Origin of the sequence: Methylomicrobium lacus (assembly GCF_041897535.1) — a bacterium.
In the GTDB taxonomy this organism is placed as follows: Bacteria; Pseudomonadota; Gammaproteobacteria; order Methylococcales; family Methylomonadaceae; genus Methylomicrobium; species Methylomicrobium lacus_A.
The window spans coordinates 1,389,473-1,413,820 of record NZ_CP169217.1 but is presented as its reverse complement, the minus strand read 5'-3'; the positions used below and the strand labels follow the sequence as shown (position 1 = coordinate 1,413,820).

Here is a 24,348-nt window from a genome sequence, read left to right as displayed (position 1 = left end):
TCAAAGTTGAGGCCTCAAGGTGGATAATATCCCTGATAATGCTTTTTATTCAGGAATCATCCACATGCACGAACAATTTGCAGACCAAGATAATCACGCAATCGGCCGTGCCGGGCGCAGGGAATTGATCGCCTGGGCTTTCTACGATTTTGCGAATTCGGGCTACGTGACTGTCGTGCAGACGACGATTTTCAGCACCTATTTTGTCGCCGTGGTCGCGGGCGGCGCAGCGGGTGTCTCGCCGGGATTGGCGACTTTGCTCTGGTCGCTGTCGGTCGGTTTCGCGAATTTTATCGTGATGCTCAGCGCTCCACTGGTCGGGGCGCTTGCGGATGTAAAGGCCTGCAAGAAACGCTTGTTGCTGTTGTCATCGATTGGCTGTATTTTGATGACCGCGTTATTGGCCCTGGTCGGTCCCGGCGATTACCCCCTTGGCATGGTGCTGGTGATGCTGTCGTCGGTGATGTTTGCGTATGGCGAAAATCTGGTCGCGGCGTTTTTGCCGGAACTGGTGCCCGAAGAAAAGATGGGGCGGTTGTCGGGTTATGGCTGGGGGCTCGGCTATGTTGGCGGGCTTTTGACTCTGCTGTTCTGTCTCGGTTACATTACCTTGGCGAAGCATCAAGGCATCAGCGAAGCCGAGGCGGTGCCGGGCACGTTGTTGATTACAGCTTTCATTTTTGCGCTGGCCGCCATGCCGACGTTTCTCTGGCTGCAGGAGCGCGCCGTACCATCATCTGTCCCTTTGGGCTGGGCCTTGTTTGGGGCAAGTTTCGGCCGATTGCGGCATACCTTGGCGGAAGCCCGGCGCTTTCGCGATCTGAACTGGTTTTTGATCACCATGGCGGTTTATCAGTCCGGCGTCAGCGCGGTAATCGTGCTGGCGGCGATTTATGCGCAGCAAGTGATGGGTTTCGATACGCAAGCGTTGATCGTGTTGGTGATGGTGATCAATGTGACTGCCGCGGTCGGCGCGCTGCTTTGCGGGCAATTGCAGGACCGGATCGGTTCGGCCCCGACCTTGGCGATCACTCTGGTGATCTGGATTGGCGCGTTGATTGGCGCTTATTTTGCCGAGGCGCGCGAGGATATGTGGATCGTCGGCAATGTGATAGGGATTGCGATGGGTTCGAGTCAGGCGGTTGGCCGCGCCTTGGTCAGCAAGTTTTCACCGGTCGATAGAGCCGGTGAGTTTCTGGGGTTGTGGGGACTGGTCAACCGGCTTTCGGTGATCGTCGGGCCGTTGAGTTACGGCCTGATCAATTACTGGAGCGGCGGCAATCACCGCCTGTCGCTGTTGTCGACGCTGGCCTTTTTTGTGCTTGGTTTATTGCTGCTGTTCAAGGTCGACGAAGAGCGGGGCAGGGCGGCGGCCAACCATCCTTTGACTAACGACGTTTGTTGAACGGGTTCATTGTGTTGTCGGGCAGATGCCACGATACCAGGAAGGAGGCCACGAACACCAGGCCGCCCAGCACCAGGATCGCGATCACCGGATCGGCATTTTGCGAGGCGGCAACGGTATAGCCGCCGACCGCGAGCAGCATCGTCAGATTCTGGAAGAATCCCTGCAAGGCGACCGCCGCGCCGCTGCCGATGCTGAGCTGGCCGAGCTCCTGGAGCGCCGCATTGACCGGCACGATGAACATGCCGCCCATCATGCCGACAAAAAATAGTGTGCCACGCGCCGGCCACAGGCTGTCGGTGAAGCCGAGCCCGATGATGAACAGCCCCATCAGATAAGCCGGCAGACGCGCGCGGCGCAAATGTTCGAGCGGAATCATGCGCGGCACCAGCGCCGATCCTGCGATAATGCCGACTGCGAGAAACAGCGTCAGTTCGGCGATTTCGGTCGCATTGTTCAGCGCCAGCACGATCGGCGCCCAGGCCACGATCAACACGCGCAGGGTTGCCGCGGTGGCCCAGAACAGGGATGCGCCGAGCATCGAAAAACGCGAACGCGGCGTCGTAAAGAACTGGCCCATTTGCCGGCCGAATTCGAGGATTTTCGAGCCGGTGGCAGGATGGTTGGCCGCCTGGGCCGGCAGCAGCAGCGTGACCAAAGCCGAAACGATGAATAACACGATCGTGCTGGCCAAGGCCAGATCGGTCGAATGATCGGCCACCTTCGCGCCGATCTGCATGCCCATCAAGATCGCGAGGATCGTCGAACCCTCGATCAGGCTGTTCGCCTTGACCAGAAACTGATGCCCGGCGAGCTCGGGCAGGATGCCGTATTTGGCCGGTCCGTAGATCGACGCGCCGACGCCGACGATGCAATAGGCCAACAACGGCTCGACATGCAGGAACAACAAGCCGGCGCCCACGGCCTTGATCAGGTTCGCCACAATCAATACCCTGGACTTCGCATAATGATCGGCAAAGCCGCCAACCCAGGGCGCCAGTACGACGAAGGCGACCAGGAACGAGCTTTGCAGGGCCGGCACGTACCAGCTCGCCGGATCATTGGCCTGCATCACGATCGCGATCACGGTAAACAAAATCGCGTTGTCGGCGAAGGCGGAGAGAAATTGCGCGATCAATAATGGATAGATTTGTTTGTTCATCAGGGGGGGGGCGTGTTAAAAAGCGTTAATCCTAAAACGTTCGGGAGCGGCCAATGACCACCACGTTCTTGTTAATAGCTTCCAGTTTTTAGGGTGAAATAAACCGGTGACGGTGGAAAAAAACCGTTAGTATCAGTAGGTATCATGACATTATTCCTTGGGATTTATTATAAATTATTGTAAATGAAAAGCTTTTATAATCGGGCGTAAATTTTGCCTATACACCAACGCGGCCCACACGCAACTTGTTGCCATGAGCCGTCATTGATTTATTCGTACCTCAATCGACTCATCTAACAAATCTAGGGAAATACCATGATCACCCAAAAACTGCTTTTCGTTCTCGGCATCAGTTTCAGTGTGGCTTGTCTGGCGGCCGAACCTCAGCCCACCCCGTCAACCAACAGTAGTCAAACGGCTTCGCCAGCACCGGCAACTGAAACGAAACCCAGCACACAACAAAATCCTGATAAAAAGCCTAGTGCGGCGGACTATTGCAGAGAGCACACCTGCTAAGCCCTATATTTTTAATATTGCGCTCGTCGCCCTAAAGGCTTCCGCGCGAGTTTAAATAAACCAGATCAGAGCGAAGGATTTTGGATGAAAGCCAAATTGATTTTATCAGCGATGACCATGGCGGCCGTTGTGACTGCCAATGTCGCATTTGCCGCTCCTCATTGGAGCCATGATGAACAGGATGCCTCCGAAGGGTGGGGGGGTGTTGAAGATGTAACGACACCTCCTTTGTCGCCGCCTTTGAATTTTCCTTATGCGGAATGTGCCATCGGTCAGCATCAATCACCTGTTGATCTTAAATATCAAGTGAATGCAAAAAAATACGACAAACTGGGTGTTCGTTATCCGGACGACACCCCGGATTTTTTTAATAGCGGTCATGCCGTGCAGGCCAATACATCAGAGGGCTATCAAGGTCGATTGGCGATAGGGGATGATGTATATCCACTGGTTCAGTTTCATTTCCATGCACCGGCCGAGCATGTGATTGGTCAGCAAACTTTCTCTGCGGAGCTGCATTTTGTGCACGTGCGCGATGATGGTCGAATAGCGGTATTAGGCGTTCTTCTCGAAGAAGGCGCTGCGAATCCCGACATTCAAACCATTCTTGATAACGTGCCGGCCGAGGAAGGGACTAAAAATACTGCTAAACAGAAAGTCATCAGGCTGAAATCGCTTTTACCCCGTGACCTCAAACATTTTTATACCTATGCCGGTTCATTGACTACTCCGCCATGCAGTGAAGGGGTTAGCTGGTTTGTGTTGGCTAAACCAATAAGCCTGTCAACCGAGCAGCTAGCCAAGCTGAAAGACTTTTTCCATGAATTATATGATGGTTCTCATGATGGCTACGCGCATGGAAACGCTCGCTATGTTCAAGCTTTAAATGGTCGTGTCATTAGCGGTAAAGTCTCAAATTGATGCATGCAGGAATCGCAAGATTCCGTTGATGCTTCCTCTGGACCATTGCTGATTGTCATCATCAGAGGCGTTGCTCGATTGTCGAAGGACGTTTTTCAAGATTTGTCATGGCCCCGGCGCAGCGCATGGCGACGCCGAGGTCCATGATCTTTCTGTTTACGGATTCACCCGCAGCCGGATTTTCCGGAATCAGGCATGTTCAGCTTTTAGCACTTGGCCGGCAGCGAGTTCGGTTGCCGCAATGTAATTGGTCTTGCCGGTTGCCAGTACTGGCACCGCCTCCACCTCGATGACCTTCCTCGGCAGGCTGATCTGCGCCACACCGACCGCCGATTTGGCCAGGTCATGCAGGGTTGCGCCCTTGTGCGTGGTCAACAGGATCACCTGCTCGCCTTTTTTCGGGTCGGGCAGGCTGACCGCGGCATGGTGGCCTTCCGGCCAGGCTTCGATCGCGAGTTGTTCGACCGCGGTCAACGACACCATTTCGCCGCTGACTTTCGCGAAGCGCTTGCTGCGGCCCTTGATCGTGATATAGCCTTCGTCGTCGACAGAGACGATGTCGCCGGTATCGTACCAGCCCTTGCCGTATTTCGATTCGGGCGGCACCAGTTTGCCGGGGTTCGCCGCGAGCAGGTAGCCCTTCATGATGTTCGGGCCGCTGACATGCAGCTGGCCGCCTTCATGGATGCCAGGGATCGGCTCCAACTGATATTTCATGCTCGGCATGAAGCGGCCGACGCTGCCGGCCTTAAAGCACATCGGCGTGTTGACCGAGGTGATAGGTGTCGTTTCGGTCGCGCCGTAGCCTTCGAGAATACGGATGCCGAATTTTTCGGCCCACAGCGCGCGGGTGTTTTCCTGCAGTTTTTCGGCGCCGGCGATCACATAGCGCATCCGGTAAAAGTCATAGGGGTTGGCTTTCTTGCCGTAGGCGGCCAAGAAGGTGTTGGTGCCGAACATAATCGTCGCCTTGATCTCGTAGGCGATTTCGGGGATCACCGCGTAATGCAGCGGGGTCGGATAAAAGAACACCTGCATGCCGTTCAGCACCGGCAGCATCGAGCCGACCGTGAAGCCGAAAGAATGGAACATCGGCAGGAAGTTCAGCACGACATCCTGAGAATTGAAGCTGATCACCGCTTCGAGTTGTTTCAGGTTGCCTAGGATGTTCGCATGCGACAATACCACGCCCTTCGGCGTGCCTTCGGAGCCGGAGGTAAACAGCACGACAGCCGTGCTATCGGGATCGATGTGAACGGATTTGTACCAGAGGCCGGTGGTATGGCTCTGCACCAGAGCCTTCAGTTTGTCGATCGCGCGCATCTGCTTGGCCAGGTCTTCCAGGTAAACCAGATTGACATGTTCGGAAAGATGCGCGGCTTCCTCCTGTAATTTGCCTTTTTCGATGAATTGGCGCGAGGTCAGCACCGTTTTGACCAAGGCAATTTTGCAGGCCGATACCATGTTGGCTGAACCGGTCGAAAAGTTCAGCATCGCGGGGATGCGTTGATGTAATTGCAGGCCGAGCACCGCGCAGAGCGTATTCGTCGAGTTCGGCAGCATCACGCCGACGTGCTCGCCGGCTTGCGCAATTGCGGTGAAACTATTGCCTAGCGCAATCGTGCGGGTGATCAGGGTGTTGTAGCTGATCGGTTTGCGCACCAGATCATCCGCGATCGGAAATTTGCCGCCGTGAATCCGGCGCGCATTCAGCAGCGCGGAAAAGATCGTCTGCCGGTAATGGCTGGTCGCGAACATCATTTCGGTCATGATGTCGGCCAATACATGGCCGCAATAGCGCCGGCGCTCCTTGCCTTTCAGATGCTCGGGCGCCTGAATCCGGGTCGGCGGCAGGATCTGAATCCGGATTTTCGGAAACCAGCGCAGACGCACCACGTTTTGCAGCCGTGAAAAATGCGTATATTGAGCCCCTTCGATCCGAATCGGCAGCACGGCCGCCTGCGATTTGTCCGCGACCATGCCGGTGCCGTCGTAAATCTTCATCAAGGCGCCGGTGACAGTAATGCGGCCTTCCGGGAAGATCACCGTCTTGGTGTCATGCTGCAGATGATGGGTCAGATCCTTCAATGACAAGGGGTGCGTCGGGTCCATCCGAAACACTTTCGAGAGGCCGAGAAACGGCTTTAGCCACCAGCGTTCCGAGATGTGGGTATTGATCGCGAAAGTGATGTCGTCCGGCAAGAAAATCCACAGCAGCATCGGGTCGAGAAACGAGGTGTGATTGGCGACGATCAGCGCCCGTTTGCCGGCGGCATGGTAATTTTCGATGCCGTGGATTTCGACCCGGAACAGCACTTTAACAATCAGTTTTACCGTAAAACGCAATAGTTGTTTCAGCATAGCAATCCTCCTCATTTCATCTTATCAAACTATCAAAGTCATCGTAATGAAGATTAATATAGTGCATAATTAAACGATGTTCAATTAATGTGGGAGTTTCGACGTCAAGCCTAATGTTGTGCCGTTGTGGTGCTGTAGTGATGCATGCCAGCCATTCGCGCCAGTTTGCAGCAAAATTAAGCGGCGGCGCGGTTTTTTTAGGTTAAAATAGCCCGAGGCACACCCAAAGCAAAGGATATGCGCTAAAGCGACACAATAACAAAAACATAAAACACTTGGAGAATACAACATGGCACAATTCCCGATCGATCTGGGCGCCTATAGCCGCATCTCGCTGGATGCCGGCAGCCCGACCTTGTCGCCGGAGCAAAAAGCGGCTCTCAAAGCGAACATTCAGCTTTGCCGCGATGCGATCGTCTTCTTTACCGCAACCGGCGCTGCGCGCGGCGTGGGCGGTCATACCGGCGGTCCGTACGACACCGTTCCGGAAGTCATGATCATGGACGCGCTGTTCCGCGGTTCCGATGACTTCGTTCCGATCTTTTTCGACGAGGCCGGTCACCGGGTCGGCACGCAATACCTGATGGCGGCATTGAACGGCGACCTGCCGGCCGAAAAATTGATGCTGTACCGCGAAGCGCACTCGCATCTTCCGGGCCACCCAGAGTTGGGCTTCACCCCCGGCGTCAAATTCAGCTCCGGCCGTCTGGGCCACATGTGGCCGTATGTGAACGGCGTGGCGATGGCGAATCCCGGCAAGACGGTCTTCTGTCTGGGTTCCGACGGCTCGCAGCAGGAAGGCGACGACGCCGAAGCGGCACGTCTTGCGGTGGCGCAAGGGCTTAACGTCAAACTGCTGATCGACGACAACGACGTCACGATCGCCGGTCATCCGTCGCATTATCTGAAAGGCTGCTCGACCGCGCAAACCCTGCGCGGCCATGGCGTGACCGTATTGGAGGGCAACGGCGAAGATATCGACGATCTGTATGCGCGCATCGTTAAGGCGATCAACACCGAAGGCCCGGTCGCGGTGATCAACCACCGTCCGATGTGCCCCGGCATTCCGGGCCTCGAAGGTTCGAACCACGGCCACGACGTGATCTCGGTCAAACTGGCGGTCGAATACCTCGAAGCGCGCGGCTATCAAGCGGCGGCCGACCATTTGAAGAACGCGAAGCCGGCCAAGCAGGACTACACCTTCAAGGGTTCCAGCGACAAATGGGATGCGAACCGTAACGTGTTCGGCGATGCCTGCGTCGCGGTATTGGGTAAGATGAGCGAAGCCGAACGCGTCGAAAAAGTGCGCGTGATCGACAGCGACCTTGAAGGCTCCTGCGGTTTGATCAAAATCCACAACGCTTTTCCTGAAATTTTCATTTCCTCCGGCATCATGGAGCGCGGCAACTTCTCCGCGGCGGCCGGCTTCGGGATGGAAAAGGGCAAGCAGGGCATCTTCGGCACCTTCAGCGCGTTTTTGGAAATGAACATTTCCGAAATCACGATGGCGCGTCTGAATCACTCGAACGTACTGAGCCATTATTCGCATTCCGGCATCGACGACATGGCGGACAACACCTGCCATTTCGGTCTGAACAACATGTTCGCGGACAACGGTCTGGACGATGCTTATGCGACCAACCTGTATTTCCCGGCCGATCCGAACCAGATGCGCGCCTGCGTCGAAAGCGTTTTCCACGATGAGGGATTGCGCTTCATCTTCTCGACCCGTTCGAAAGTGCCTTTGATCCTGGACGAAAACGGCAACGAGCGTTTCGGCGGCGATTACAAGTTCGTCTCCGGCAAGGACGAAGTGATTCGCGAAGGCACCCAAGGCTATATCGTCAGCTTCGGCGAAGCCTTGTACCGCGCGTTGGATGCGGTCGAGCGCCTGAAGGAAGAGGGCATCGACGTCGGCCTGATCAACAAGCCGACCTTGAACAAGATCGACGAAGACATGCTGGCCAAGGTGGGTAAGTCGCCGCTGGTCTTGGTCGTCGAATCCTTCAACCGTAAGACCGGCCTCGGCAGCCGTTACGGCTCCTGGCTGCTCGAACGCGGCTTCACGCCGAAATTCGCGCACGTCGGCACCCACAAGGAAGGATGCGGCGGTTTGTGGGAACAATTCCCGCACCAAGGCCTCGACCCGGTCGGCATCATCGCGAAAATCAAATCAATGCGCTAAGCCGCTTTGATCTACAAAAAAGGGCGTATAGGTTCTTTATAGTAATAAGCATGTAATTTTGTTGAAAATTGCAAAAAACCTCGCTTCGGCGAGGTTTTTGTTTTTACATACTGTGTAATTTTGTGTGTAATTTTAAAAATCGAAGATATGCCAATTTTTGACCCTACCGGGCGTTAAACTATTTCCAGCCAATCATTCATATTGTTGTTCTAAACAAGTTTATAAAATTTACAACACGCCGGTCACAGGAAAAGTTGGATACCTGATTAAAATTGCATATTCCACCCCAAGCCAGCTACCCATTCCGATTGAAAACAGCCACCTGTTCCGATTGATTGTCGACCACCGATTTCAATCGCAAGACCGCCACCAATTCCGATACGATTACACCATTAATTGGTCGAGTAGCCCAAAGGAATCACACCTTCAGGCTCTCACGCAACGGTACGTGAATCTCTCGATTCATACCGCTCCTATCGTCCAGCCATTCCAGCGAAGGTGATTTGCCAATGCACGAATAAGCTTGGATTTTGCAGCGCTAGCCGTTTGATCCATGCTCGTGCCCGTGTTTGGCTCCCCTTCAACCGTTTGTATTTCCTCCTTGGAAATACTAAATGACTTCGCTTTATCCAACGAAATCCTCCTAATTTTATAGTTGTTTCATCTTATAAAGCTGAACGATGCAGCCCCTTGGCTCCGGTTCCATTACAGAACCTTCATCGCTACTACAGGCTGCTCCGCCCCTGTGTCTTGCATTGGTACTCTGACTCTCATGGGGCCTCCACTTGAGCTTCTCCCTTCGCATCAAGACGACAGGTTCTCACGTTCCGTATCAAAGCCTGAATCAAGTTCACGCCATCTCTATGCCGGTCGCCGCTCAGGCAATAAACAGGTTACCCCCGAACTTGTCCTGGAGTGCCGTTAGTCTCCAGTTTTGACGACATCTTACGCTTTCGACACCTCAATAATGGTTCGCTTACGCTCGTCTCCATGATTCGTACCTGACGCAGTCTTGCTGCGCCTTTTCCTTGACGCTCACCACAACGGCTCTTTACCGATGCGACTCAAGGTGGTTTGGAACCTGCGCCTGTACGCCGATTCCGAGGGACCTACCCTCATCTTTGATACAGCATTGCGCCCAAGGCTTTCGCCTTGGCGCATTCGTGACACACTAACAGCTCGCGTTTGAAAATGGTCTGGCTCGCATTTAACGCGATTTTGGGCTCAAAATAACTGCAAATTTGCGACACGAGGTCGCTTGGAGAAGTTGTTTCCACAAGGCTGTTGGAAACCACCCGTGTCACCGGGTGAATCTAGGGGCATGAATAAAGAGCTGCCTTGACAACGTAACGAAGCATGACGGTAGTCATGTGGGGTACCAATCGCGAGAGATGTACCCTCCTGGTAACCACAAACCAGGTGAGTGCTAGATAGCTGGTACGGTGAAGATATCTGAACCTGTAATAAAGATCGTTATTAATGACAAGCGGAAGTGGTTTATACGCTTGACCAAAAGGTATTGGAAGCGGGCAGAACGATTATTTGCTGCGTTCTCGTGACCCACACGCTTCCCGGTCGACAGCAGGCACCTAACCCGGCGTACTTCCCAAGGGAAACGTGGAAACCCCGTATCGCTCCCGGCCTTGGCCGGGACAGCGTGCCGTGAGGTACGCCTAGGGCGGTGCGGGTTTGGGATGTCGGAAGAAGCGAAAGCCGTGCTGTAATGGCACGGATACGGGTTTAAACGTTACCCGGTACGAAAGTGCGCCCACGTCCGACGGGTCTTTTATTGCAAGAGAAGAGGTAGAACCGACCCTATGAGGAAAAGCAAATGATGACGGCAGCGATGCCTGTTGGTGCATCCTCAGCCGCATTATCATGGGATGCCATCGACTGGCAGGCTGTGGCAATGCAGGTGAGACGGCTGCAGCTGCGTATTGCAAAGGCAACCCGAGAGCAGCGCTGGGGTAAAGTGAAAGCTTTACAATGGCTGCTCACCCATTCGTTAGCGGCAAAGCTGTTAGCCGTCAAACGGATTGGGCAAAACCGCGGCCGGAACACGGCCGGTATCGATGGCGTCACCTGGAAGACGCCGCAACAGAAATTGCAGGCGGCTTTGGCGTTAAGGCGCAGAGGCTATCAGGCTCAGCCTTTGCGGCGCATTTATATCCCCAAGAAAAACGGCAAGCAACGGCCGTTGAGTATCCCCACGATGAGCGACCGGGCCATGCAAGCCCTGTATTTGCTGGCTCTGGAGCCGGTGGCGGAAATGACAGGGAATCGCAACGCCTACGGTTTCCGGCCGAAAAGGTCGACAGCCGATGCGATCAGTCAATGTTTTAACGCCCTGGCACGCAAACAATCACCGCAATGGATACTCGAGGGCGATATCAAAGCCTGCTTCGATCAAATCAGTCATGACTGGCTGAAAGCCAACATTCCGATGGATAAAACCATCCTGGAGAAATGGCTGGACGCCGGTTATGTGGAAGAGCGAGAGATGTTTCCTACGCTGGCTGGAACGCCACAGGGAGGGATAGCCTCGCCAACGCTGGCTAATATGACGTTAGCCGGTCTGGAACAAGTCGCTATCAAGGCAGCACCGCGTCATCACAAAATCAATGTGGTGATTTATGCGGATGACTTCGTGATTACCGGGTCTTCGAAAGAAGTGCTCGAGATGCAAGTCAAGCCAGCCGTGGAAGCCTTTCTATTGGAGCGCGGGTTAACGCTCTCGCCGGAGAAAACGCAGATCACGCACATCAGTGAGGGATTTGATTTTCTCGGGTTTAATATTCGCAAATACCAAGGCAAATTGCTGACCAAGCCTGCGAAGCAATCGATTCAGTCCTTGTTAGCGGATATAAGAGCCATTATCAAAACTAACCCCACGGTAAAGACGGAACACCTGATTCGGCTTTTAAACCCGAAACTGAGAGGGTGGGCCAACTACTACCGCCATGGCGTAGCCAAAAAGAGCTTTTCCAGGATTGATCACCAGCTTTTTCTGATGTTAATCGCTTGGATCAACCGGAGACATCCGAACAAATCGGCCCGCTGGAAACGGAATCGCTATTTCCGCCGCCAAGGGCTGCAAAATTGGCTGTTTTCAACACGGATTCAGGATAAGCAAGGAGCATCCATACCGCTGGACTTGTTCAGTGCCGCCTCGGTGGCGATTGTTCGGCATATCAAGATCAAAGCTGACGCATCGCCCTATGATCCCGCCTATGACGACTATTTTGCCCAGCGTAAAGCATCACGCCGGGTAAATCCGTTCATGTGGTCTGGAATGGTAGCACAAGCAGAATAGCTTCAGTACGGTAATCAGGTTGCCGGGTCGTTAACTCGGCTTTTATAAAGGCTTGAGCGGTGTGACGGGAAACTGTCACGCACCGTTCTTAGGGGAGGACAAGGCAGTAATGCCTTGTCCTTACCCGGCGAAAATCCGGCCAGGCTCACATTATTTGCAACTGAGCTTGCATTTATCCGCATGGGCTTGCAATCGATTTCTTTGGGCTCACATTATCTGCAACTACTCCTGTCCTGCAATAGACATTAAATGAGGTGGCCCCAGAATCAGAAAAATATCGTACGCAAAGCTAGCTTACAAGCACGATGCCCTATTCGATTTAGCGGTGTCCAGTTAAAGCACGCCTCAATTTGGCGTCAGGTTGGATTGATGTCCTTCCCGACACCTTGCGCCTTTGGTGTACGATCTTTTCCGCTTCTGTCACAACTCATTTTTGAACGAGTGGCTCAAATTCGCTCCACAATGTTATGGAAACAAGATACGAAAGCAGGCAAGCATTTCCTCTAGTTAGTATAAACACAGCCCTTAAGTTAAATAAAACTGTCTAACATATTTTCTATGCCATAATAAATTCAAAGAGAATTCGGATAAAGCCATACATGCCGTGAGATAGATACGTAAAGTCGCGGCTTTCTATTCTATAGAAGCAAATACAGGCGGTCGCCCACCGTAGCCGCGGGAGTGCCGCGGTGAGGGTTCTTTAAATGGCTAGGCCACCGCAATAGGCGGCGTAGCTTGCGCTCCATCACAACAAAACCTGGGGAACGGTAATGAATCTAGCGCAGTATCGTCAAAAAAATAGGGGATGGACACACTTTTCGGCTTTCGGTTTTATGGGTTTTCTCCTGGTGCAGATCGGGATGGCAGCGATCTTCGCCGCCAGTTTAACTCCTACTGTTCATGCGGCCGCCAAGTCCTTGACAGACGATGTCCCTGCGCAACTGGCACGGCTGAACGCCACGCAATTTGCCGAACCGTTGCTGACCACCGCCCCCACCGACCCCGTCGAAGATGCGGCGTTGCTCATGGCCATTCAACGCTACCAGAACCGTCATACCGACGACGATTACCACGCCTTAACCGATTTTCTGGCGGCCTATCCAAAATCAGGTTGGCAAGTCGCCTTGTTGACCAATTTAGGCTTGTCCTATTACCAAAGCGGGCGCTTTTCGCTGGCGATCGATGCCTGGGAGAAAGCCTGGCAGCTCGGTAAAGACGTCAGCGAGCCGCATGCAAAAATTCTGGTCGACCGCGCGCTTGGGGAGTTGATGCGCATGCATGCCCGCGTCGGTCATGCCGAGCGGCTCAAAGCGTTGTTTGCCGAGATGGGCGACAGAAAGGTATCGGGATCTGCAACCGAAGCGGTTACCGGCGCGCGGGAAGGACTTTGGATCATGCAAAACGATCCAGGTATTGCCTACCTCTGCGGCCCGATGGCGTTAAAAAACTTGCTGCTTTCGCAAGGCGCCAAGCTTAGCCAAGTCCAATTTTTAGAACAGTACCGGTCCGGCCAGCACGGCGTCAGCCTAGCCGAGGTCGGGCGCCTGGCCAAACAAGCCAAAATACCCGCTACGCTGATCAAGCGCGAACCCGGGCAGGCGATTCCGGTGCCGTCGATCGTCCATTGGAAAGTCAGCCATTACGCCGCCATTCTTGGCGAAAGCCAGGGGCGCTACCACATCCAGGACCCGATCTTCGGCCAGGATTTATGGGTGACCCGCGCCGCGCTCGATGAGGAAGCCAGCGGCTATTTTCTGGTGCCCTCCAAACGCTTGAATGCCGGTTGGCGGAAAATTCAGGTGGCCGAAGCCGACCACCTTTACGGCATGGGTTACACCGCCAGTATCAAGCCACTCCCCCCCAACGCCACTTCGGCCCAAAGCTGTAAGTCCAATAAAGGCATGTGCGTCTACAATTTTGCCGAAATGGAGGTTAGCCTGCGTCTCAACGACACACCGGTCGGTTATGAACCGCCTAAAGGCCCGGCCGTTTTCACGACACTGACGTATAACCAACGGGACGCTGGTCAGCCGGCCACTTTTAGTTATTTCAATATCAGCCAGAAATGGACGCTGAACTGGTTGAGCTTCATTCAGGATAATCCCAGTGCGCCAGGCGCCGCTGTTTCCCGCTATGGGTCTGGCGGGGGGACAGTTGACTATTCCGGCTATAATAGCAGTACCGGTCAATTTACCCCCGAAACCAAAGACCAATCGGTCTTGGTGCTGACGTCTTCGAATCCGGTCCGCTACGAGCGGCGCCTGCTCGACGGCAGCGTCGAAGTATACGCCCAATCGAACGGTTCCACCTCCACAACCCGGCTGGTGTTCCTGACGCAGTTGATCGACCCGTTCGGCAACGCGGTGACGCTCAATTACGACGGCCAGCTACGTTTAACCTCGGTCATCGACGTCACTGGGCGCAATACGACCTTCACGTATGGGCTCAGCGATCAACCTTTGCTGATTACACAAATCACAGACCCGTTCGGACGCAGCGCGACGTTGATTTACGACAGCAGTGGTCGCCTGGCGAGCATCACCGATGTGCTGGGACTCACATCGAGCTTCCAGTACGACAGCGCCTCGTTGATCAACAGCATGACCACGGCTTACGGCACCACCACCTTTGCTTATGGCGGTGACGGCACCTCTCGTTATTTACAGGCCACCGATCCGTTGGGCTATACGGAGCGTTTGGAATTCCAACAGGGTGTTTCCACCATTCCATTCTCCGATCCGCCGGCGACGGTTCCGCAGGGTATCATCGCGCCCTTCAATCAATACCTGAACGGCCGCAACACCTATTATTGGGATAAAACAGCCTACCAACGTGCCGCTGGCAATTACACCCAAGCGCGCATCAAGCATTGGACGCATTGGATGCTGAACACCAGCGTCACCAGCGAACCGGTCGAAAGCATTAAATATCCGCTGGAAAACCGCATCTGGTTCAATTATCCGGGGCAGCCGAGCTGTTGCTTGGGCACGGCGATTTCCGGCACTTACGATCAACCCACCCGTCAAGGCCGGGTCTTGGATGACGGCACCACGCAATTGCTGCAAAAAAGTTATAACAGCTTGGGGAAACCGACCCATTTTATCGATGCCTTGGGTCGCGACACGCAGATCACCTACGCCGACAACCAGATCGATCCGATTCAAATCGCGCAGTTGACGGCGGTCAACACCTACACGCCGGGAGCTCAATACACCTACAACAACCAGCATTTGCCGCTCAGCTACACCGACGCAGCCGGGCAAACGACGTCTTACAGCTACAACAGCGCCGGCCAGCTGACGCAAGTGACCGATGCGCTCAATCACGTCACGACTTTGGCTTACGACCCGCTCGGCTACCTGACCACCGTCACCAACGCCGACGGCAAAACGCAAGCGAGCTTCACCTACGATGCCTACGGACGCGTTGCTACCCGCACGGACTCAGAAGGTTACACGCTCGCTTACAACTATGACAATTTCGACCGCCTTACCCAAACCACCTACCCCGACGGTACCACGCGAATCGCTGCTTGGGACAAGCTCGATCTGGCCTCGGTAACCGATCGCCTGGGCCGCACGACTCAATACGCCCATGATGCGGTGCGCAATCTGATTGCCGAAACCGATCCTTTGGGTCATGTCATCCAATACGGCTATTTCCCAAATCAACTCCCGCAAAGCCTCACCGATGGCAACGGCAACATAACCAGCTGGATGCGCGACATTCAAGGCCGGGTGACCGGCAAGCAATTCGCCGACGGCAGCCAGTGGACCTATGCCTATGAAGCGACCACCAGCCGTTTGAAATCGGTCACCGACGCGCTCGGCCAAACGAAAACCTACGCTTACGCCAACGACGATCGTCCGGCCGGCCTGAGCTACACGAGTACCGTCAGCGCCACGCCCAATGTCGGCTTCAGCTACGACCCGTGGTTCCCGCGCATTGTGCAAATGACCGACGGCACCGGCACGACGCAATACCAGTATCAACCGCCCGGACAGCTGGGCGCCCTCCAATTGAGTTCGATCGACGGGCCGTACGCCAACGATACGGTCGGCTACCAATATGACGCATTGGGCCGTATGGCGGCGCGCAGCGTCGACAGCAGCAGCGAAACCTTCAGCTATGACGCGCTGAGCCGAATCATCGGTCATATCAGTCCGCTCGGCAACTTTACCCGGACTTATCTGGGTGAAACCGGGCAACTGACGATGCAGCAGCTCCTCCTCGCGGCGAATACGGGAAACTGCGAGGAAAAAGATGACAATCCGCACAAAAAACCTGGAAAACATGGAAAACCTGGAAAAGGCCACGAAAACGACGATGGAACGAGCTGCACAGGCGTGATCAAAACGCAATGGCAATACGACACCAATTTGCATGACCGCCGCCTGCTCGCGGTTCTGAATAGCGGCAATACGCGCAGCTTTGGCTATGTCACCACGCCGGAAAACCTGATCAGCCAGATCAACGAAAGCGCTACCGGCCAAACGTCATGGCCGGTTAAGTCGTGGAACTACAGTTACGATGACGACAACCGTCTGGAATTTGCCGGGGCCTCGAACGGCACGCAATACAGCTATGGTTATGATCCCGCCGACAATCTCACCGCGCTCACCACGCCGTCGTCGACGCCGACGAACTTTACCGTCAATGATCTCAACCAAATTATCACCGCCAACACCCAGGCCTATAGCTATGACGCCAACGGCAACGTTACCGACGACGGCGTGCGTACCTATCTCTGGGACGCCGAAAACCGGCTATTGCAGGTCAACCTGAAGACACAGCCTGGCGTCAGCTATCAATTCCGCTATGACGGCCTTGGCCGGCGCGTGGCGATTATCACCACCAATGGCACGACGACCGAGACCCGCTACCTGTGGTGCGGCGAGAAGTTATGCCAAAGCCGGACCGCAATCGACACGGTCAGCCGCCACTATTATCCGGAAGGGGAATTCAGTCCGCCCACCGGCACCGGTTTGTATTACAGTCCGGACCATTTGGGCTCGGTGCGCGACGTGCTGAATATCCAAACCGGCGCCGTAGTCGCCAGCTACGACTACGACACCTACGGCCAGCCGATTCAAAGCGCGGGGACCACGGCGACCGATTTACGCTATGCCGGTCTGTTCAATCTGCAAGCGGCGGGGCTTTACTTGGCCAACTATCGGGCTTATGATCCCGAGACAGGACGATGGTTGTCCAGAGACCCGATTGGAGAAGACGGCGGAGTTAATCTTTACGCCTATGTCAATGGCAATCCGGTTAATCTGACCGATCCGAGAGGTCTTTTCGCTCAAGTTCTAATTCCCGTACTGCCAGCAATAGGGCAAGCAATTATCGATGCCGCTACGATTGGGCTTGGTGGTGCAATGATCGCTGACTCATTAACAAGCGATGATGAATTACAGCAAGAAATCCCCAAACCACCTACCGGTAAAGGAACGGCTTCTCCCGATGAGCGTGATCCTGTAAGGCTATTCCCCAAAGACGATAAACAAGAATGTTTAGATGAAAACGGAGGAACATGCGATATATGTGGAGATGACTTGGATATTGATGATGCAGTAGGTCATCATATAAAAAGATGGGCAGATGGGGGAAGAACAACTAAGGACAATTTAGCTATAACATGTAAACCATGCCATAAGAAACTTCATACAAGATGACTACCAACACCAATCAAGAAATGAGGCTGCTAATAGAAAAAAATATAAGTCAGCATGGCCATCACATATCTCTTGTGACGGGGGGCGATGCTACGCCAAGGTTTGCCTATACAATTGGACTTTTTCCAAATGTTGGCGCTGAGCTTGTTTTTGCAGGGGCATCATTTTATTCAACCCAGAGTTTACATATTGTGATTAATAAAGTTGCAGATGTTTTAAGTTCAGGCGTTGATTGGCAAGGAATTGTAATTGACATTGGTGCATTAGGATGTTTTTCATTACAAGGAGTCCACAGGTCATGGACTAACATGCTGTTATTAGGTGCCTTAGATTATTACAACTCCGAAATTGTTGGCCTACAAATTGTTCCAGATAAAGTGCACACCACTATTGATGTCCCCAACCTTTCCCTGGCTTTTAACCCGGTATCTGAACCAGTTTGGGGATGGTTATCTGAGCCTTGGGAGTTTTTAGTACCAGAAAACTCAATCGCTATTACAAATCTCCTAGCCCTTCAAGGAAAAAAAATAACAGAAGTAATGCGCTGGGAAGAGGGGGAATGGGAACTGTTTGCAGGGTATGGGCCAGATGTCTCACGAGAAGATTTTCGTAAAATCCCTCTCGGAACTTTACTTGCTGTTGATAAATCGCTTCATGCAATAACTAAATTGGATGTAGGCAAAGGATTGTGGCGAAGAGACGGTGAGACTGAATGGCACATTTGGGAGTCGCGTAAGAAGGAAAAAAAATAGGGCCGTAGATGCGGTGAGGTGCGAACCGCTGGTGGTTTTGGATTGTGGCTTGATGCGGTTCCGAACGCGCGACAGGGTATGTACCCCGTCGCAACGTTTCACGGTGGCTGAATAAAATCTCCGATTATTGTGACATTGGCAAAAAAGCTGCAATTACGATGACGACGACCGATTAAAATTTGCCAGCGCGTCGAGCGGCACGCAATACCGCTATGCCTATGATCCCGCCGACAATCTCACCACGCTCACCACGCCGTCGTCGACGACGGCGACGAACTTTACAGTCAATGATCTCAACCAAATTATCACCGCCAATACCCTGGCCTATAGTTATGATGCCAACGGCAACGTTACTGACGACGGTGTAAGAACTTATCTCTGGGATGCCGAAACCGGCTGTTGCAAGTCAATCTCAAGACCCAGCCGGGCGTCAGCAATCAGTTTCGCTATGATGGCATGGGCCGGCGCACGGCCATCATCGCCACCAACGGCACGACGACCAAGACCGGTTATCTGTGGCACTGCGATAAGTTATGCCAGAGCCGAACCGCAACCGACACGGTCAGCCGCCGCTATTATCCGGAAGGGGAATTCAGTCCGCCCAACGGTACCGGTTTGTATTACAGTCAGGATCATCTGGGCTCGGTGCGCGACGTGCTGAACATCCAAACCGGCTTGGAGGTGGTCGCCCAGCTACGACACCTATGGCTAGCCTATTCAAAGCGCCGGGACGATGGCGACTGCATTGCCTTGGGTTCTTTCTGTGTTGAATTTTCTCATTTATTGTGCCACCTGTCTTGTTTCGGAACTTTTCGCGGGCGCGAAAAATATCGTTTCTTTTGAGTATACCCATATGAGACGCCGCCATTGATACAAATATCGTGTATCAATAGGGTTAAATTTAGGTTTTGAGGCATTCCAGATTGAAAGCCTAGACCTTAATGAGACGAAATCAGGCTCATCCGACATTTGCAATTAATGTGGATCCATGACAATGGAATTCAAGCAGGCGCCGATAAATGCAAGCTCATTTGCAGATAATTTGAGCCCAGCGGCTATTTCAGTTGCAGTTAATTCGAGCCCCAAATGGCGTTAAATGCGAGCCCGACCGGTTTCAAACGCGAGCCGTTACACCTATTAGGACAGGATAGGCTTTTACGCCGCTATCTGGTACGGATCGCCCACGCCTTGTCCTTGTATTGTATTCATGTTGTCTTGCAGCCGTTCCGCGCTCGTCCGCTCGCGCTCCCTCGTTCCTCGCTTGTCACTCAGGAAAGAGGCGTTCAGCAACTTCTATTGCTTCATCCAGTGTGTCAAAAACCCCGTAATTTGTCGGGCGATCCCATGCCCCGCCATCGAGGCGGCGCACGTTGTACCTCGTTTCAGTTGAGGAACATTCGTCGGAAAGGATGAAAGGAATACGCCACCAGGTAAGCATTTCTTTTTGGCTGCGTTCTTCGTTCGGAGTACAAAAGAAATCGGGCGGCAAATCTGGGTTAATCGAGATTTTAGTTTTTATCATGTGAATCGTTATTGTCGTGTTAACTGTAGCGGAAACGCTGGAGGCCGCGCCGTTCGCGGCTGGACGATCTTTTCGTAATATACCAAACCGAGTAGGGTATCCACGTTCACAAGCACAGCTTAGCGTACAGTACTTTCCTAATTCTGCCCGGGCTTCTTTTCCGTAGGGGGATTTCGGGACGTTACTTTTGGGCGAATCCTTAATGCGCATCATCCGTATGCCATGCCGGCAACATGTAGATATCATGGGGCTTTAAACCCATCTTTTTCAGCGTATCGATAGTGGTTTTCTTGGCCATTTTTTGTAAATCGATCACGGTAATCGAGCCATCGTCCATTTCGGGAAGATTTAAAAAATTGTTCTGCACAAACGCATATTGTTCATCGGGCGAAAAGACGACATGATGAGAGCCAGCGGCGGTTGGGATTGATTTCAACAGCACAGGTTTTGCTATTGATTGGCCGCTGATGTCAAAAATATTCAAAGCGCCTGGCTTTGCGGTGGTGACGTATAACCGATCGTGTGCCCGATTAAAGTAAATTTCTAAAGGAACGCCTTGCTTGATTTCCGAAAAATCATAAATAGGCTGAAAATCGAACGTATCACTATTGGCCTGCCATGTCGCCCGCCATAATTTGCCTTCGAACAAGGTATTTATATAAGCCAACGGTGGATTCGCATGCGGCACGAATACCGCTTCTACCGGAGCAGACCCTGAAGGGCTGAGTTGGTCGGACAATTTATGCGTAGAAAGCACCTTACCGCTCGTCGCTTCGATTACGGTGACGGTTTCACCGGGATCTTTCAGGTCGGACGGACGCACGGTGCTGGTAACGATTAGCCGATTGATGTCTTCTTGCAGCCCAATGCCGTGCGGGTACCGAATAAAGGTGTCCTGGCCATTGGCGGCAATGACCTGTCTGACTTTATCAGTCTGCGCATCGCCGACAATCACATTGCTCGATCCCATACAGGTGAGAAACCAGGTTTTTTGGTCTGCGGTGAACGCCATGTCTTCGCCGACCTGGCATTCAGGCACATCCAGTAATTTAATGGTGTACGGAATACGCTTCATGTCGATCACGCGCAAGGCACCATTGCCCAAGGCGGTGATATAGGCCTTGCTTAAATTCTTGTTGTAAAAGAAATGATGGGAAACCGTATCCGGCGGTAGAGGCAGATCGGTTAAGATTTTGCCGAATTGCGGCGAATCAGGATCTACATCAAGGATCGCAATGCCTTCCCGGCGCGGCGTGCTGCCGGATTTGCTGTCGTAGTTCACCATGGCCAATATTTCGGCATGGGCCATCGTTGAAGTAAGCAGCAACAGGCTGCACAGGGTCTTTACGATTGTTTTCTGGATCATTGTCATGGCTCGAATTGAATATCGAAATTTTAAAAATGCTCATTTGCAAACGGTTACAAACTCGCTATTTAACTCACTTAAACTTCCGCTGTTGCCGGTCGATGCCGATTTTCATCTGCGAAATTCGATTGCTCGAATCCCAGCTTTCTCAGTACTTCTTTTGACCGTCGCTTGGCCTGGGGCAATAGAGACGCCATAGGCTTCAAGAAAGCCCAAGTCATTTGGGAAATCTCTATCATTTCTGGGCGGCTAAAGCATCCTCGTTAAAAATGCCCGTCGATCCTGTCATTAGACATAGTCATTTCCTCCTGAAATGGCGAAGAGTGGGGCGCTGCTTGTTTTTAAGATCATGCTTTAAACAAGCCTCCCAATAATTCGTCATAGCACTGTTTTAAAGGCACGGTGGAGTGTTCGATTTTCATGCGCAACAATGCCCCTTGCCAGGCATTTATCCAAAGATCTGCCATTTCCCGTGCGGATTTATCGGCGCGAATTGAACCTTCCCTTTGAGCGCAACTTAAAGCGAGTTCCCAAGCATCACGATAACAGTCTAACGCGGTTTTCAAGGCCATTCGGCAGACACCGCTGGTGTCACCGATCTCACCCATTAAATTTCCTAATAAACAGCCTCCCTTGAATTCGATGGCTTCCAGTTCCCTCATGGTTTCTTGGACATAACGCTCCATGGCCCCAAGAGCATTGCCTTCGGATTGTTCCAGATAACTTTGCAACCGTTCCACATAGATCGCTATGTAGTGGGTGATTGACGCCGCTGCAAAGTCTTCTTTACTGCCAAAATAGCTGTAAAAAGAGCCTTTAGGAATTTGCACGGCATCAAGAATCTCTTTTAGCCCCGTCCCATGAAAGCCCTGGACCATGAGCAAGGAGACGCCTTTATTGAGTAAGTTTTCACGCTTGGTTTGTTTTTGAGTGATCTTTTGCATGCGCACAATATACGACCGGTCGTCTATAATGTCAAAATAAATTAGACCGGTCGTCTTTTTTATTCAGGCCGTTTATCCCCGTTTTTAAGAGATAGGGATCGACGTTTAATCCTCAAAGTGACCTCTTGGAAAACGCTAACTTTCTGTTATCCCTCCAATTCTTATAACTATGTCTTGAAACTTGTCTCTGAATAACTCATACTGCGGATGAGTTTTCGGAGGCTTTATGCTCGTCGGTTATGCCCGTGTTTCCACGCAAGACCAAAATCCCGCGCTGCAGCTGGACGCGCTCCAGGCGGCCGTCTGTGAAAAGGTGTTTGTCGAGAAAGCTTCCGGTGCGCAGCGAGATCGGCCGGAGCTATCAGCAGCGCTGGAGTATCTCAGGGCAGGGGACAGCCTGGTAGTCTGGAAACTGGACCGTTTGGCCCGTTCCCTGAAGCAATTGATCGAAACGGTAGAGCTATTGGAAAGCCGGAGTATTGGGCTCCGATCGCTGACCGAAGCGATCGATACCACGACCGCCGGCGGGAAATTGGTGTTTCATGTGTTCGGCGCCTTGGCGGAGTTTGAACGTTCGATTATCCGCGAGCGCACAAAAGCCGGCCTGGAGGCTGCCCGTGCCCGGGGTAAAAAAGGCGGACGTCCGCCGGCCTTAGTTGCCAAGGATCTCGTGGCCGCCAAAGCGATGCTGTCCGATCCGGACATTACGATGGAAGAAGTGGCCAAACGTCTTCGTGTAGCCCCTTCTACGCTATACCGCCATCTGCCGGGAGGCAGAGGAGCCATTCATGAGACCGAATCATGCTGACCCCGGTCGCCTATCTCGAAGCCAAGGATGCCAGCCGGAATATTCACCGCGCCTATTCAATTGCCTATGGGCAGGACCTCTTCGGCAACTGGATCGTCGAAACCACGTATGGACGGATTGGAGGAAAAGGGAGAACGATTGTAACAGTAGTCGACAATGAGGACGAGGCGCTTAACTATGTGCAAAAAGCGCTTAAACGCCGGCAATCGGCTCCAAAACGCATCGGCGTGGCCTATAAGATCCGTACCCTACGGGATTCAGATCAATGACCGAGCCCTCTAGGCGCTGCACAGGCAGGATTCCAAGACCATGACCTCCTCAAACACCTCTCCAGCAATTACCCAGGAATTGGCTCCGCTTTTTAGCGAGATCGCCGCCATTGTCCAGCAATCCAGGCAGCAGGTGCAGCTGGCCGTGAACAGCGCGATGGTACAGTGTTACTGGCACATCGGCCGGCTCATTGTCGAACATGAGCAGCAGGGGCAAGCCCGCGCGGCCTATGGCAAACATCAACTGCAAACACTCTCCGAACAATTGACGACGGAATTCGGCAAGGGTTTTGATACCAGCAATCTGCGCAATATGCGCAGCTTTTTCCTCTGCTTTCCAAAATGGGACGCAGTGAGTCACAAATTAAGCTGGACGCATTATAGAAAGCTGATTCGCATTGAAAACCCCAATGCCAGGGATTGGTATCAACAGGAAGCGATCGAACAGCACTGGAGTGCCCGAGCGCTGGAACGGCAAATCGACAAACTCTACTACGAACGCCTGCTGTCCAGTCGCGACAAAGCAGCGGTTCAGGCCGAAGCGGAGCAAAAAATCGCCGAGGCGGAACCACCGGCGTTATCGGCCAAGGATTATCTCCGCGATCCTTATATCCTCGACTTCCTGAACCAGCCCAGCCAGCGGCTTTTGGAATCCGATCTGGAACAGGGTTTGCTCGACAACCTGCAGGCCTTCTTGCTGGAACTGGGTAAAGGCTTCGCGTTTGTGGCCCGGCAGCAGCGTATTCGGACCGAAGACCAGGATTTTTACATTGACCTGGTGTTTTATCACTTCAAACTGAAATGCTTTTTGTTGATCGACTTGAAACTGGGCAAGCTGACTCATCAGGACGTCGGTCAGATGGACAGCTATGTACGCATTTACGACCAACAGCAACGGGCGGCTAACGATAATCCCACGATCGGCCTGATTCTGTGCAGCCAGAAAAGCGAAGCGGTCGTGAAATATTCGGTGCTGACCGACAGTGAACAGCTGTTTGCGGCCAAATATTTGCCTTATCTACCGAGCGAAGCAGAGCTGAAACGTGAACTGGAACTGGAACGGCTTAAAGTGCAAGCGCAATTGCTGAGTAAAAAAGATGAGGCAAAACAAGGCCATCTGGAATAGTTCAGAAAGAGTATCTTGATAAA

At 53.0% G+C, this 24,348-nt stretch carries 17 protein-coding genes; 11 read left to right on the top strand and 6 right to left on the bottom strand.

The window, feature by feature from the left end; genetic code table 11:
- The first annotated feature begins 64 nt into the window (after positions 1–64).
- The gene (locus ACEPPP_RS06175) at positions 65–1,405 is read left to right on the top strand and encodes an MFS transporter (protein ID WP_374090164.1); all 1,341 of its coding nucleotides are present in this window, start codon (positions 65–67) and stop codon (positions 1,403–1,405) included.
- Here the strand turns inward: ACEPPP_RS06175 and lplT are convergent.
- The gene (lplT, locus tag ACEPPP_RS06170) at positions 1,389–2,567 is read right to left on the bottom strand and encodes a lysophospholipid transporter LplT (protein WP_374090163.1); all 1,179 of its coding nucleotides are present in this window, start codon (positions 2,565–2,567) and stop codon (positions 1,389–1,391) included. The two genes, ACEPPP_RS06175 and lplT, sit on opposite strands and share 17 nt — an antisense overlap.
- Before the next feature lie 315 nt (positions 2,568–2,882).
- Between lplT and ACEPPP_RS06165 the strand changes: the two genes are divergently transcribed.
- The gene (locus ACEPPP_RS06165; RefSeq protein ID WP_374090162.1) at positions 2,883–3,083 is read left to right on the top strand and encodes a hypothetical protein; all 201 of its coding nucleotides are present in this window, start codon (positions 2,883–2,885) and stop codon (positions 3,081–3,083) included.
- Between the two features lie 84 nt (positions 3,084–3,167).
- Positions 3,168–4,004 carry a carbonic anhydrase gene (locus ACEPPP_RS06160; RefSeq protein WP_374090161.1) on the top strand — a complete coding sequence of 279 codons (837 nt, stop codon included), beginning with the start codon at positions 3,168–3,170 and terminating at the stop codon, positions 4,002–4,004.
- A gap of 189 nt (positions 4,005–4,193) precedes the next feature.
- Here the strand turns inward: ACEPPP_RS06160 and ACEPPP_RS06155 are convergent, their stop codons facing one another.
- On the bottom strand, positions 4,194–6,365 hold the full coding sequence (locus ACEPPP_RS06155) for an AMP-binding protein (RefSeq protein WP_374090160.1): 2,172 nt from the start codon (positions 6,363–6,365) through the stop codon (positions 4,194–4,196).
- Positions 6,366–6,654: 289 nt separating this feature from the next.
- Between ACEPPP_RS06155 and ACEPPP_RS06150 the strand changes: the two genes are divergently transcribed.
- On the top strand, positions 6,655–8,550 hold the full coding sequence (locus ACEPPP_RS06150; protein WP_374090159.1) for a transketolase C-terminal domain-containing protein: 1,896 nt from the start codon (positions 6,655–6,657) through the stop codon (positions 8,548–8,550).
- A gap of 462 nt (positions 8,551–9,012) precedes the next feature.
- On the opposite strand, the gene ACEPPP_RS06145 is transcribed toward ACEPPP_RS06150, so the two are convergent.
- A complete protein-coding gene (locus ACEPPP_RS06145) occupies positions 9,013–9,183 on the bottom strand; it encodes a hypothetical protein (protein ID WP_374090158.1) in 171 nt (56 codons plus the stop codon).
- A gap of 1,198 nt (positions 9,184–10,381) precedes the next feature.
- Between ACEPPP_RS06145 and ltrA the strand changes: the two genes are divergently transcribed.
- The 4 genes from ltrA (at position 10,382) to ACEPPP_RS06125 (ending at position 19,133) form a co-directional block, all read left to right on the top strand.
- Positions 10,382–11,863 (top strand): group II intron reverse transcriptase/maturase, encoded by a 1,482-nt coding sequence (gene ltrA / locus ACEPPP_RS06140; protein ID WP_374089592.1) that lies wholly within the window; start codon positions 10,382–10,384, stop codon positions 11,861–11,863.
- Between the two features lie 833 nt (positions 11,864–12,696).
- On the top strand, positions 12,697–17,538 hold the full coding sequence (locus ACEPPP_RS06135; RefSeq protein WP_374090157.1) for an RHS repeat-associated core domain-containing protein: 4,842 nt from the start codon (positions 12,697–12,699) through the stop codon (positions 17,536–17,538).
- Positions 17,535–18,290 carry a DUF4262 domain-containing protein gene (locus ACEPPP_RS06130; RefSeq protein WP_374090156.1) on the top strand — a complete coding sequence of 252 codons (756 nt, stop codon included), beginning with the start codon at positions 17,535–17,537 and terminating at the stop codon, positions 18,288–18,290. The genes ACEPPP_RS06135 and ACEPPP_RS06130 overlap by 4 nt, the downstream gene beginning before the upstream one ends.
- Before the next feature lie 399 nt (positions 18,291–18,689).
- Positions 18,690–19,133 carry a hypothetical protein gene (locus tag ACEPPP_RS06125; RefSeq protein WP_374090155.1) on the top strand — a complete coding sequence of 148 codons (444 nt, stop codon included), beginning with the start codon at positions 18,690–18,692 and terminating at the stop codon, positions 19,131–19,133.
- A 421-nt stretch (positions 19,134–19,554) separates the two neighbouring features.
- Here ACEPPP_RS06125 and ACEPPP_RS06120 read toward each other — a convergent pair whose 3' ends face one another.
- The 3 genes from ACEPPP_RS06120 to ACEPPP_RS06110 all read right to left on the bottom strand — a co-directional run bounded on the left by ACEPPP_RS06120 (position 19,555) and on the right by ACEPPP_RS06110 (position 22,122).
- Entirely contained in the window at positions 19,555–19,812 is a 258-nt protein-coding gene (locus ACEPPP_RS06120) for a hypothetical protein (RefSeq protein ID WP_374090154.1), read from the bottom strand.
- A 199-nt stretch (positions 19,813–20,011) separates the two neighbouring features.
- Positions 20,012–21,178 carry a YncE family protein gene (locus ACEPPP_RS06115; RefSeq protein ID WP_374090153.1) on the bottom strand — a complete coding sequence of 389 codons (1,167 nt, stop codon included), beginning with the start codon at positions 21,176–21,178 and terminating at the stop codon, positions 20,012–20,014.
- Positions 21,179–21,525: 347 nt separating this feature from the next.
- Positions 21,526–22,122: a TetR family transcriptional regulator C-terminal domain-containing protein gene (locus ACEPPP_RS06110; RefSeq protein WP_374090152.1), complete on the bottom strand. Its 597-nt coding sequence runs from the start codon at positions 22,120–22,122 to the stop codon at positions 21,526–21,528.
- Positions 22,123–22,348: 226 nt separating this feature from the next.
- On the opposite strand from ACEPPP_RS06110, the gene ACEPPP_RS06105 reads away from it, so the two are divergent.
- From ACEPPP_RS06105 to ACEPPP_RS06095, 3 genes are read left to right on the top strand one after another with little or no spacing between them, the layout of a single operon-like run.
- On the top strand, positions 22,349–22,930 hold the full coding sequence (locus ACEPPP_RS06105) for a recombinase family protein (RefSeq protein WP_374090151.1): 582 nt from the start codon (positions 22,349–22,351) through the stop codon (positions 22,928–22,930).
- Positions 22,924–23,199, top strand: coding sequence for a WGR domain-containing protein (locus ACEPPP_RS06100; RefSeq protein ID WP_374090150.1), 276 nt, complete (start codon positions 22,924–22,926; stop codon positions 23,197–23,199). The genes ACEPPP_RS06105 and ACEPPP_RS06100 overlap by 7 nt, the downstream gene beginning before the upstream one ends.
- 40 nt (positions 23,200–23,239) lie before the next feature.
- On the top strand, positions 23,240–24,325 hold the full coding sequence (locus tag ACEPPP_RS06095; RefSeq protein WP_374090149.1) for a YhcG family protein: 1,086 nt from the start codon (positions 23,240–23,242) through the stop codon (positions 24,323–24,325).
- Positions 24,326–24,348: the final 23 nt, after the last annotated feature.